The organism is Rariglobus hedericola, from assembly GCF_007559335.1.
Lineage (GTDB): Bacteria > Verrucomicrobiota > Verrucomicrobiia > Opitutales > Opitutaceae > Rariglobus > Rariglobus hedericola.
In genome coordinates this window covers 634805-646850 of record NZ_VMBG01000002.1, presented here as the reverse complement: position 1 = coordinate 646850, position 12046 = coordinate 634805, and the positions used below count along the sequence as shown (strand labels likewise).

Below are 12046 nucleotides of genomic sequence, written 5' to 3'. Positions count from 1 at the left end.
ATGTGCGGGAGATTGGCGCTCATACGTGCAGTCCCCTCCACTTTACAGCGCCATGCGTCCTCACATTCTCGTCATCGATGACTCCAAAGCCGTGCGGCTCATCGCACTCAAAGCCCTCGCGCCGTTTGATTGCGACGTAGCGGAGGCCACCAACGGTTTCACCGGCCTGTTTGCGATGGAGCGCGTCCTGCCCGACTTGATTTTGCTGGATATCGCCATGTCCACGATGAACGGCGACACCATGCTGGAGATGATGCGGTCCAACGATCAGCTCAAAAAGCTCCCCGTCATCATGATGGTTTCCCGCCACGATCATAAGGTCCTCCCGAAAATCACCGCGCTGGGCGTCAGTAGCATGATTGAAAAACCTTTCAGCGAAACCGCTCTCCTCGAGGCCGTGCGCGAGGTCATCAAGCTCAAGCCGGTCGCCCGAAAACCATCTAAATCCGGCCAGTAATCTCAAAATCGCTCTGGCGGGAAACCCTCGCCCGTGCTTGATGACACAGACGGATATGAATCGTCGTGATTTCATCAAATCCTCGGCCGCCATGGGCGTGCTGGGGCTGTCTCCCATCGGCTCGCTGGCCTCCCCGCCCGCCGCCTCACCCGCCGCGTCTCCAGCCGGCCCACGCTTTGTCGGAGAGGCCGTGCCGTTTGACTACGCCTGGCTCAAAGGCCGTGCACGCACCCTCTCGGCCGCCGCCTATCAGGCGCCCGTCAACGTCCTGCCCGCCGCGATCAAGTCCTTCGATTGGGACCAGTATCAATCGATCCAGTATCGCAACGATCACGCGCTCTGGGCCCGCGACCGCCTGCAATTCCAGTCCAAGTTTTTTCATCTCGGTCTCTTCTTTCAGCAAGCCGTGCACATGCACGAGGTCGCCGACGGCCAGGCCCGTGAACTCGCCTACGACCCGGCAATGTTTTCTTACGGCAAAAGCGGAGTCGATGGCACCACGCTGCCCGCCGACCTCGGCTTCGCCGGCTTCCGTCTTAATTTTCACTCCGACTTCCAGCGCGATGTCGCCGCGTTTCTCGGCGCGAGTTACTTCCGCGCCGTCGGCTCGGATCTCCAATACGGTCTTTCCGCCCGCGGACTTGCCGTGGATTGCGGCCTGAACCGCGCCGAGGAGTTCCCGCGCTTCACGTCGTTCTGGCTCGAGCGCCCTGATCCGCGTTCGTCGAAGGTCACCGTTTACGCGCTCATGGATTCACCGAGCGTCACCGGCGCCTACCGCTTCGATGTTTACCCCGGCGCCACGCTGGTCATGGACATCGACGCCGCCCTCTACCCGCGCACGTCGATCGAGCGCCTCGGCATCGCCCCGCTCACGAGTATGTTTCAATGCGGAGCCAACGACAAACGCATGGCCAACGACTGGCGCCCGCAAATCCACGACTCCGACGGCCTCGCGATGTGGACCGGCTCCGGCGAATGGATCTGGCGCCCGCTCACCAACCCCGCCGGCCTGCGCTTCAACGCCCATCTCGACGAAAACCCGCGCGGCTTCGGCCTCCTCCAGCGCGACCGGAATTTCGATCACTATCAAGACGACGGGGTTTTTTATGACCGCCGCCCCAGTCTCTGGGTCGAGCCAAAATCCGGCTGGGGCAAAGGCTCCATCCAGCTCGTCGAAATCCCCACCAACGACGAAACCTTCGACAACATCGTCGCCTTCTGGAATCCCGAGCGCCCCACGCAGGCCGGCGACGAACTCCTCCTCGGCTACCGTCTTCACTGGGGCAATAAAATGCCCGTCACCCCGCCGCTCGCCACTGTCGAGCAGACGCGCACCGGCATCGGCGGCATCGTCGGCCGCAAGCGCACGTATTTCTCCTGGCGCTTTGCCGTCGATTTTGTCGGCGGCACGCTGCCCATGTTCACCGCCGACTCTGGTGTCGAGGCCGTCGTCAGCGCCTCGCGCGGCGAGATCGAACTCGTCTCCGCCCGCCCGCTGGCATCGATCAAGGGCTATCGCGCGATGTTCGACCTGAAGGTCACCGACGCCGCCCCGGGCCCGATCAACCTGCGGCTCTTCCTGCGCAGCAACGAGCAGCCCCTCAGTGAAACGTGGCTGTATCAATGGACGCCACCCGCTGATCGCAGCTTCGTGTAACCGCCGCCGCCGTCGCTTTTCCGGAAGTGGCGGCGAAACTTGTGTTTACGTCCGAACCATCGGCCTTTCGTCGGGTCTGGCTGGGTAAGCATTCTTCCCACCATGAAAAACCCCGACAAAATCAGCCGCGAAAAGATGGTTAAGCTCCTCAACGAGGATCTCGCCCGCGAATACCAGGCCATCATCGCCTACATCGTTTACAGCCAGACCATCAAGGGCGCGAAGTTCACCGCCATCGCCGATGAACTCGAAAAGCACGCCTCCGAGGAGCTCGATCACGCCATCCAGATCACCAAGCAGATCGACTACTTCAACGGCACGCCCATCACCACGCCGAATGCCGTGAAGATGTCTGACAAAGCAGAGGACATGCTCCGCTTCGATTTGGAAAACGAGCGCGTCACCATCATCGCCTACCGCGAGCGCATCCGCCAGGCCGAGGCCATGGGCGAATTCGCACTGAGCGAGGTCCTGCGCAAAATCATCGCGCAGGAACAGGAGCACCTCACCGATCTCGCCGACGCCCTCGGCATCGACAATCCCGTGATCACCGGCTGAGCGCCGTCTCTCGTTCCACCCGCTCAACCTGAGCAAGCGCTGGCACTGTTGCGTCCATCCCATGCGCCTCGACGCGACGGGATGGGCAGCTCACCGACGCGTGCTCGATAATCACCGACAGGCACGCCGCCAAATCCGCGGCGTGCCGCGGGAGCATCAAGCTGCCGCCCAACCGCGGATTGATTTCGAAAACCATCAGCCGCTCTTCGTCGTCCCACGTGCAATCGCAGTTGCACGGTCCGGAGTAATTAAGCGGAGCCAGAAAGGCCTCCAGCTTTGCCAGCAGATGCGCCGGGATCGTGGCGGCGCGAAGTTTTAACGCACGGCCGGTTCCGCGCATTTCCAGCCGCTGCGCGTCATAGGCGTAAACTACATGCCAGACGATGCGTCCGTCCACGCATACGCAATGAACCACGTATTCCACCTGAAAAAACACCTTCTCCTGGATGATCCACCGGTGCCCCGCAAACGGCGGAGCCGCTACCAAACCCATCGCTTCCTCCCGGGACGAAACCACTTCAATGCCCATTCCCGTGTTGAGGTTGGTGCGTTTAATCACACACGGAAATTCAGCTTCGTCGATCGACTCATACGTCGCAGGACACCCATTCTCGAGACCTTGCCGGCGGACATAATCGGCAAAGCGCGCCTTGTCGCCCAAGGTCTCCAACGCTTCAGGCGTCGGCGCCAGCGCGGCATACTGCACCGGGCGCTGCGCGATGTGATCCTCCATCAGCGGAATCACCACGGTGCGACGGGTGAGCGTGGCCAGCAGCGGCAGCTTCGTTTTTGGCGATTTAACCTGCAGAACCTTGCATCGCCGCGAGACCGCATTCCACACGGGTGAAGCCGGTGCCAGCGCGGTCATCCAGCTCGGATCTTGCGCGCCCAAAACCACCACGAGGTGAGCCCGCGTCTTCCAGTAGTTGCCGATGAGTGAATCAATCCAACGCTGCATTCACGCCAATAACTGAGGATGATTCCCCGCTGTCGATTTGAATTATATTCATACGACAGCGCCCAACGACGGTCCTCAGGAAGTCTCTTTGGCCGTCAGTTCGTCGTAGGCCGTGCCGAGATTCGCGCCGAGGCGATTGGGCAAGGGTTGGTGGAAATCCGCGAAGCCCGGCAGATTGTCCAACGTCGTGATCTCCGCCTTGGTCTTCCCCGCATCAATCTGCTTCTGCGTGTAATCGAGCAGTCCGCTCAAGTAATCGCGAAACACTCCGAGATCATCACGCGTGCCCCGGGGTTGAAACTTCGGTCCGCTGTGCCCGAACACATAAATCGCATCAGCCGGATACTCTGCGGAGACTTTCTCCAGCACGCCTATCCATGACTTGATGAGGCCACCGCCCGGACGATCAATCACCGGATAAATCCGGTTAAAACACAGGTCGCCCATGTGAACCACGTTGGCTTTTTCAAACGCGATCACCACGTCACCGCGCGTGTGCGCCGGCCCGAAATATTTTGCGCTGACCGTTTCGTCCCCCAACTCCGCACGCCAGGCGTCGGCATAAGTTTCGTCGGGCAGCGTGAGCGGATTCAACGGTTTCCCCGAACGTTCCGCGGCGGCCCGCAGCAGCGCGGGGACGTTGGCGTGCGCGACGACTTTTTTCGAGACCGGCTTAAGCACGGGGTTTCCGCCCGTATGATCGCCGTGATGATGGGTGTTGAGCAACACATCGACCCTGCGGTCATCGCGTCCCGGCAAGCCTGTGAGGAACGTTTGCGCGGTATCGGGAAACTGCGAATCCACGACCGCCAGCGCGTCCTTGTTGACGAGCCAGCCGATGGTGCCTCCGCGGCCGGTAAAGAGGCCGACATTCCGGCGCAACGCCGTAAACCCCGTTGCGGCAGGCGCGCCGGATGCGGGAGCCGATTGGGCGTGAGCCAAAGATCGACCGAACACACCGGCGGACACGGCCAGCGAAGAACACACCAGAAAGTCGCGACGATTCATAAAATAAAGGGGAGTTCCTCCGCAGACCGCACCGGCGCGAAAGAGTTTCCCGCCACGGCGGTGATTGGCCAACCCGCGCCGGCTTACTCCTCAAACTCGTCGACCGGTTTCGCGCGCAACGGAATCAAAGGCAGCCCGAGTTCTTTGCGCATGCCGTTCAACTCGCGTTTGGTCGCCATCAACTCGTCTTCCTTTTGCTCCAATTCGGCGAGGTGCTCGATTTGCTCTTGGCCCTTCATCAAGAGGCGCTGCTCGCTCTCTTCGATGAACACGTTGCGCGCGGCGAGCTCCGCCTTCACGCCTTCAAGTTGGGCCAGCTCCTCGGCCTGCTTTTCCGCGGCCTGGCGCGCCTTGACGTCGATCTCCGCGTCGCGCGCGGCCAGCACCGCCTTGGCTTCATCGAGCGCGGCTTGCTCGCGTTTGCATTTCTCCACGAACGCCTGCTCGTTCTCGCGCAGCTTTTGTTCGCCGTCGCGCAACGTGCGTTCGCGGGCCGCCAGTCCGGCCTTGAGCTTGGCCACTTCCTCGAGCTCGGCCTGAAGCTTCGCCTTCAGCGCGCGGAGCTCGGCATCGCTTTGCACGGCGGGCATCGGGGGCGTCGTCGCGGTTTTTGCCGGCGCGGGCGCCGGCGCACTCGGCGTCATCGTCTGCACCATGTAGCGGTTGAACCGCGCGGAAAATTCACCATCCATCAACAACGCCTCGGTCTCGGTGATGATGCCCTCGAGCTTGTCCACCTTCACGCTCGCGAGGGCGTGCGGACGAAGCGACTCCCACCAGATTTTCAGGAAACTCGCTTTAGCCGGATGCGCAGGGCGGCTGGCTTGGGCGGCTTTTTCCTCGGCGATGAATTGCTCGCGTTTGATCACCTGGCTGAGCGTCGCCAGAAACCCGGTGCTCGCCGTGACCAGTTCACGCAACGTGCCGAGCGCCTCGCCGACGGGCAGCACGCCCAATTGCTCGACGGTTTCGCACCAGCTGTATTCCGGTTGCAGCGTCACCTTGCCCGAACCCGTGCGACGTTGCTGCGATTGCTGGGTGAGGATGCGGTTGAAGAACTCGACATCGATTTCGATCTGGCGGGCCACGGGCAGCAGCTTGCGGATGGAGTCCGTCTGCAACTGCGAACGCGACGCCGCCGGGTTGTCCCGTTTGAACTGCACCATGATGTCCTGCAGTCCCATCTGGAACGACTTGATCAGCATCTCAAACCCGTAACTAAAACGCGCCCAATCCTCGGGATAATCGTGGCCGGCCAGCGCCGCCGCATAGTCAGGCGCGCCCGTCTTGAGGCAGCACTCCAGCCAGCGATTCGTTTCTTTGTTGATCAACGCCGTGAGGCTTTCGGCCTTCTTGATCTGCGAATCGTAGTGCAGCTTGTGATTCACCAGCGTCTGCACCTCGCGCTCATTATTTCCCTTGGACGAAAAGCTGTTGAGCAGGCCGGTCTTCGTTTCCAAGCGGCCTTTTTGCGCGAGCACCTCGGTGCGCGCCTCATCGAGCTTTTGGTGCGCCATCGCCAGCGCACTTTCACGCATTAGAACGTCCACCAGATCGGGCGGGAGTCCGGTGATCGAATTATTCGTGATGACTGAAGGGGGAGACAAAGTGGAATAACGCTACAAAAGCGCGCGGTAAAATCTAGAGCGAGTTAACGGCTTATGCAGAAAGAACACCAATTTTACGTATCGGCCCAAAAATGTATCCGCCGGGCGGATCAAACCCTCCAGCAAACTGCATTTGCGGCAGTCAGGATTTTAAGCCCAAGCATTTACCCCAGCGCGCCAGCCGGGAACGCCAGCGGGGTTTCGATCCCCGCGCTTTGAGCAAGCGCTCGAAATGGATGCGGTTTCGCAGGCAGCCCATGTAGACGTCGTTCAGTCTGCCCGCCACGATATGGCGGCGTCGCAAAGCATCCAGATCGGTCGGCTGCAACACGGCCAACTCCGCGCATACCCGGCCGAGATTGATTTCGAGCGAGAACAGGGTGCGGGCCTTTTCGTGCAAAAAATCCAACGTCGCAGGAGTGACCGAGGCATAACCCGCCTTGATGTCCGCATAGAGTTCGACCGCTGTTAGTTTCCGATAGAACGAACGTCCGCAAAAGTTGCCATACCGCGCCGCCTCAAAGTTGTCCGCATTGAGATAGCCCGGCCCGCCAAAATGATCGTAACAGTAAACCGGCACCCGCTGGGCGAACGCATAGGGCACCGTCTTCCCGATGGAGATCACCAGGTCGTAATCAATCAGCACGGTTTCATCCACAAAGACCGGGTGGTCACCTCCGATAAAATCGACCTGCACGCCATCCTGACGCGCGCAGACCGCCATCGCTTGCACTTCCTCCGTGCGATGATTCGAGACGACCGCGATGCGTTTGAGTCCGCCGTGAGGTGCAGCGCGTTGCTTGGCGAAAAAAGCCTTGGGCGCAAAATTGGGAAATAAATGAAGGCGTTCCTCGAGCACCCCAAGCTTCCGAAGGTAATCGACGTTGTAGGGGCTGTGGGCCAGCACCCGATCCAGATCTTCAAAGTAGGTGGGCGGACACGCCATCGCGGTGAGCGGACTCAAGCTGCTGAAAATCACGCGGCACGGCACCAAGGTCCGGCGGAAGATAACGTGGGTTAAAACCGGTGCGTGGTGAGCCCACAGCACATCATAATCCAAGGCCGGCCCCTCATCATTGAGCACATCATGCACCCGAATGCCCAAGTCGCGGGCCCTCTCCAACAACGGCCCGCGTGGCTCAAACGTCCCGATATCCGCCTCGTGCCCCGCCTCCCGCAGAGCCGCGCACAACTGCAGCGCGTAGATTTCCGAGCCCGTGAACTCACCGAATATATGGTTGAGAACCAAAACTCTCATCGCAGTCCAGCTATCAAGTTATTCGGGATGAACGAAGGGAAAAACAAAGTGCCCTGATGCGACCGGAGCGCGCCAAAATCCAGACCACGTTAACGGCGGGTGAAAAATCCGCTTATATGTCCGTCAGATTATCGCGATTGCCGAAGGATTACTTCCCGCTCGAGGTTTTCGCGTAAACCCGCAATTCACTTCTCAACGCACATGGGCGGTGCAAACCTGCCCCGATGCGTCTCCGCTTTCTTACCCCAGCGCTTGCGATTCTTGCCTTCCTCATGACCTCCGTTTCCGCCCAACCGATGATCAAGTCCGTCCAGACCGGCCAGCCCGTGGTCGCACTCACTTTTGACGACGGTCCGCACGCGACCCAAACGCCCGTCCTCCTCGAACTGTTCGCCCGCGAAAATATCAAGGTCACCTTTTTTGAAATCGGCCAAAACGTCGCCAAGCATCCCGATCTCGCCCGAGCCATCGTCACCGCCGGCCACGAGATCGCCAACCACAGCAAAACCCACCCCAAGCTGGGAGACATGAGCGACATCGCCGCCATCCGCGCCGAATTAGTCGAAACCCAGACGATCATCAAAGAAGCCACCGGTATCACGCCCGTGGTTTTCCGCGCACCTTACATTTCACACGGCCCCGCCCTGTGGACCGTGCTCGGCGAACTCAAGCTGCCCTCCATCAGCGGTTCCTTCTCTGCCTCCGATTGGGACGCGAAAGTCACCGAGGACCAGATCATCGCCACGTGCAGCCAGGCCGGCGCAGGCGACATCGTCATCCTCCACACCTGGCCTGAAAAAACTGCCGATGCGCTCCCCGCGATCATCGCCAATCTCCGCGCCAAAGGCCTGCGCTTCGTCACCGTTTCCGAGCTGCTTGCGCTCGCTGCAGCCAAGTAGCGCTTTGCGTGGTCGCCGCGTTATCCGGCCAGACCAGATTAGGTATTCACAGTTTCGTTACAGTCTGAACTGAGGCTAGTCCTCCTGGCTGCGGAGGCGTTTGCACGCTGCACGAGCAGGAATCGACACAAATCCGATCAGAGCCGTGTTAACGGCCGGTTGCTCATTGGGTGTAGTCTGCCGGTGAGGTTTCCCCACCTCGTCGCGCGATGTCCATCACGCGGCAGTTTAACCCCACCCTACCCCGGAGCACTATGAAAGTATCCACTCTTTGCGTCCACGCGTTGCTTGCGCTGGCCGTGATCGGCCAGTCGTCGTGGGCCCAGTCGGGCCGCGTTCCTCCCATCAGCACCAAGATCGGCGGCCGCCCCGCGGTCGTTCCCCAGAGTTATTACGATGCCAGCGAAGCCGAGTCCGAGGACCCGAATATGCACCCTTCGCTCGGGCCTTACACGGTCACCGCGGTCAAGAGCGGCAACTGGTCCGACCCCACGCTTTGGAGCACCGGCGCGGTCCCCGGAGAAAACGCGACCGTGAATCTCGGTGCGTTCTTCGTGACCTACGACATCGCCAGCACGGTTAAGATTAAACACATCCACAACGGCCACGGCGGCATCTTCGAACGTGCTCCCGGCTCGGTGCTGTGGGTGAGCACCCAGATGTTTCACGGCATCTACCTCGAGGGCGAGGCCGACGCGCCCATACCGAGCAGCAACCCCACCCGCACGATTTACTGGTATTCGGACGCCCCTGGACAGACCGTGAAATACGGCCTCGTTTGCATGGGCCCCGCCCGTCTGCGCGGCGAAACCAAGAAACATTTTCTCAACGCCGCCAACAACCTCACCGCCGGCGCGACCACCATCCAGCTGATCGGTGTCGCCGGCTCCAACTGGAAGGTCGGCGACGAGATCTGCATCGGCGCCACCGAGTCTTCCGGCACGGTCACGACCGACCCGACCTACCTCGGACCGACTTCGTTCACCGGTTCATGGGACGGCGTCACCAGCACGCAGACGCAATCGCAAGGTTTCAAAACCAGCCAGGACGAGCCGCGCACGATCACCGCGATCAGCGGTGACGTCGTTACGTTGAGCGCTCCGCTCACGTTCAATCACAACGTCTACTCGACCACGTTGCCGCGCGGGCAAAGCGTCACGGTGCGTCCTTACGTCGTGAACTTCACTCGCTCGATCCAGCACCGCGCCGAGGTCGCGAGCACCGAGCTGCAACGCCGTCCGCACATGATGTTCATGCACGATGACGACGTGGAGGTTCGCTACGTTGATGTCCTCAACTTCGGCCGCACCGCCAACGATCCGTCGCTCTACGTGCCCGCCTCTTCCGGTGGAAAGGATATTTTCCTCGGCACCACCAATCTCGCCGACACCAACAACGTCCGCGGTCGCTACGGTTTCCACATCCACGGCACCGGACCTTTCTTCGGCCGCAAACAAGTCGTCATTCAGGGCATCGTGGTGCGCGGCGAAAGCGGCCCCGCCATGACCGCTATTCCCGTGCCTGGCTGGGGCATCACTCAGCACAACTCACGCGCCGCCATTGAAGACTCCATCACCTACAACGTTCGCGGTGCCGGCATCGTCAGCGAGCTGGGCAACGAGATCGGCCAGTGGGTGAACAACATCTCCATCTGGAACCGCGGCGACGGCTTTCGCACCAGTTGGAGCTCCCGCCAGGAAACCCACATGAACCACAACGGCCACATCGGCGCCGCCTTTGAAAACCAGGCGCGCGGCATCATCCAGCAGGGCAACGTCGCCATCTCCAGCACCCACGGCTGGACGTTCCACCAGCAGGCGACAAGGCCGTTGCCCCGCGTGCCGGACAAGTTTTCGTTGCGCTACAAAGACCCGCTCACCGAGGGCGGCAAGGACGGCATCATCGATGGCGACTACGGACTCGATAACGACACCTACGGCATCGAGCAGGACCAGATCCACGACTTCAACGACAACACCTGCTTCAACGTCACCACGGGTTTCTTCGTTGCGCATCGCCAGTTCACCGATCGTGGCGACCAGTCGGTGATGTTCGCCAAGCGCTTCCACTGCATCGGCACGACGACTCCGCTAAACCTGCACAACTACACGTTTTACTACTCGTTCTACGACTCCTACTGGCGCGGACCGGGCACCGGCACCGCCGCCTGGCTCGGTGGCAATACGTTCGGCATGATGTGGGTGAACATGCGGCTCGAAAACTTCCTCCGCGGCTTCCAGGACAATGGTCTTGGATACAACTACAACGGCTTCTGGATCGACATCGCCTTCACCAACGTCACCACGCCGTTCGACAATACCAAGACCTACCCAACGAGCGCGACCGACGTTCCCGCGGACCATTATTTTTGGAACGTGATGGGACCTTGGACCATCACGAATCCCGACCTGCCCAACCCGGGCTTCACATCCAAGCCCCGCATCTGGAGCAGCATCTCAAGCGCGAGCCTGCCCAGTGTTTATCCGTCGGCCCCGCGCGGACTGGGCGGAGTCAAACCCGCCGGTGCCGCCACGCCGTCCTTCACGTTGTCGCCCACGTCCGACACCACGACCGGCCCGACCGGCCACAACACCATCAGCCTCTCCGGCACGATCGTGGACCATGTGGGCGTCCGCAAATGGCCCGACGGTTTCGTCACCTACGCCAATCTGGAAAACTTCGGCACCCTCGGGCCGCACAAGAACCAGCATACCACCGGCACCGAGATGGTCGAGATGAACGGCTGCTTCAACGACAACGGCACGTGGAAATGCCGCCTCTGGTTCCACCTCGATGAGCGCCGCGATGGCAACTACCTCCAGTTCCCCATCGACATCACGTTGACCGGTTTCGACGCCGCGTTCCTCGCCGCCAACACCGTCGATCCCAACGCCACCAAGCCGATCCTGCCGCTCACCCTCGAAAGCATCGAAGAGCCCAGCACGATCCCGGTCGCACCTTCCAACGTAACACCGACGTGGTCCACCATGTTGAACGGTTGGTTCAAGCTCACTTGGAATGATAACTCCGGCAACGAAACCGGTTTCACCATCCAGTCCTACAACGGCACAACCTGGAGCACTTACGGAACCGTGGCAGCCAACGTCACGAGCTACACGCGCACTGGTTTGGGCATGCCTTCCGGCCCCTACACCATGCGGGTGATTGCCACCGGCGGCACCGGCAATTCGTCGCCCTCCAATCAGGTCACGTTCAGCATCCCCGCCCCGCCCGCCGGCCCCTCCGGCTTGACCGCGACTGCGGGCACCGGCCAGGTCGCGCTCTCGTGGAGTGCCGTCTCCGGCGCGACAAGCTACAACATCAGTCGTGCGACTACCAGCGCCGGTCCGTATTCCGTAATCAAATACAACAACACCGGCACGACCTACACCAACACCGGACTCACCGCCGGCACGACCTACTACTACAAGGTCTGCTACATCACCGGCGCCGGATCGAGCAGCTACAGCGCGCCGGTTTCCGCGACGGCCAACTAAGCCGTCTTACCGTAAATCAGGTGACCGCCGGACTTCGCGCATCGCGGACCGGCGGTCATAAAATTGCTAAATTCGCGCGGGCCCGATTCGCGGTCTTGTGCGATTTATCCGCCGTATCCATCACAGACGGGATTCCAGCGCGGG

9 protein-coding genes are annotated in these 12046 nt (G+C 60.8%); 5 read left to right on the top strand and 4 right to left on the bottom strand.

Features of this window, described 5'->3' with window-relative positions; translation table 11 throughout:
* Window positions 1-52: 52 nt before the first annotated feature.
* From FPL22_RS13035 to FPL22_RS13025, 3 genes are all read left to right on the top strand, one after another.
* On the top strand, window positions 53-457 hold the full coding sequence (locus FPL22_RS13035; protein ID WP_144230849.1) for a response regulator: 405 nt from the start codon (window positions 53-55) through the stop codon (window positions 455-457).
* Between the two features lie 55 nt (window positions 458-512).
* Window positions 513-2117 carry an OpgD/OpgG family glucan biosynthesis protein gene (locus FPL22_RS13030; RefSeq protein ID WP_144230848.1) on the top strand — a complete coding sequence of 535 codons (1605 nt, stop codon included), beginning with the start codon at window positions 513-515 and terminating at the stop codon, window positions 2115-2117.
* Between the two features lie 102 nt (window positions 2118-2219).
* Window positions 2220-2675, top strand: coding sequence for a ferritin-like domain-containing protein (locus tag FPL22_RS13025; protein ID WP_144230847.1), 456 nt, complete (start codon window positions 2220-2222; stop codon window positions 2673-2675).
* Here the strand turns inward: FPL22_RS13025 and FPL22_RS13020 are convergent.
* The 4 genes from FPL22_RS13020 to FPL22_RS13005 form a co-directional block, all read right to left on the bottom strand.
* A complete protein-coding gene (locus tag FPL22_RS13020; protein ID WP_144230846.1) occupies window positions 2665-3543 on the bottom strand; it encodes an ATP-grasp domain-containing protein in 879 nt (292 codons plus the stop codon). The genes FPL22_RS13025 and FPL22_RS13020 overlap by 11 nt on opposite strands.
* Before the next feature lie 165 nt (window positions 3544-3708).
* A complete protein-coding gene (locus FPL22_RS13015; RefSeq protein WP_144230845.1) occupies window positions 3709-4641 on the bottom strand; it encodes an MBL fold metallo-hydrolase in 933 nt (310 codons plus the stop codon).
* Between the two features lie 83 nt (window positions 4642-4724).
* The gene (locus FPL22_RS13010; protein WP_144230844.1) at window positions 4725-6248 is read right to left on the bottom strand and encodes a hypothetical protein; all 1524 of its coding nucleotides are present in this window, start codon (window positions 6246-6248) and stop codon (window positions 4725-4727) included.
* A gap of 142 nt (window positions 6249-6390) precedes the next feature.
* Window positions 6391-7506 carry a glycosyltransferase family protein gene (locus tag FPL22_RS13005; RefSeq protein ID WP_144230843.1) on the bottom strand — a complete coding sequence of 372 codons (1116 nt, stop codon included), beginning with the start codon at window positions 7504-7506 and terminating at the stop codon, window positions 6391-6393.
* A 272-nt stretch (window positions 7507-7778) separates the two neighbouring features.
* Between FPL22_RS13005 and FPL22_RS13000 the strand changes: the two genes are divergently transcribed.
* The gene (locus FPL22_RS13000; RefSeq protein ID WP_162525307.1) at window positions 7779-8405 is read left to right on the top strand and encodes a polysaccharide deacetylase family protein; all 627 of its coding nucleotides are present in this window, start codon (window positions 7779-7781) and stop codon (window positions 8403-8405) included.
* A 254-nt stretch (window positions 8406-8659) separates the two neighbouring features.
* Window positions 8660-11902 carry a fibronectin type III domain-containing protein gene (locus FPL22_RS12995; RefSeq protein WP_144230841.1) on the top strand — a complete coding sequence of 1081 codons (3243 nt, stop codon included), beginning with the start codon at window positions 8660-8662 and terminating at the stop codon, window positions 11900-11902.
* Window positions 11903-12046: the final 144 nt, after the last annotated feature.

What these genes read in the sequence shown, in the direction of transcription:
- FPL22_RS13035 (WP_144230849.1), top strand. Translation starts at nt 53, where the DNA reads ATGCGTCCTCACATTCTCGTCATCGATGACTCCAAAGCCGTGCGGCTC.
- FPL22_RS13015 (WP_144230845.1), bottom strand. Translation starts at nt 4,641, where the DNA reads ATGAATCGTCGCGACTTTCTGGTGTGTTCTTCGCTGGCCGTGTCCGCC.
- FPL22_RS13020 (WP_144230846.1), bottom strand. Translation starts at nt 3,543, where the DNA reads ATGACCGCGCTGGCACCGGCTTCACCCGTGTGGAATGCGGTCTCGCGG.
- FPL22_RS13030 (WP_144230848.1), top strand. Translation starts at nt 513, where the DNA reads ATGAATCGTCGTGATTTCATCAAATCCTCGGCCGCCATGGGCGTGCTG.
- FPL22_RS13025 (WP_144230847.1), top strand. Translation starts at nt 2,220, where the DNA reads ATGAAAAACCCCGACAAAATCAGCCGCGAAAAGATGGTTAAGCTCCTC.
- FPL22_RS13005 (WP_144230843.1), bottom strand. Translation starts at nt 7,506, where the DNA reads ATGAGAGTTTTGGTTCTCAACCATATATTCGGTGAGTTCACGGGCTCG.
- FPL22_RS13000 (WP_162525307.1), top strand. Translation starts at nt 7,779, where the DNA reads ATGACCTCCGTTTCCGCCCAACCGATGATCAAGTCCGTCCAGACCGGC.
- FPL22_RS12995 (WP_144230841.1), top strand. Translation starts at nt 8,660, where the DNA reads ATGAAAGTATCCACTCTTTGCGTCCACGCGTTGCTTGCGCTGGCCGTG.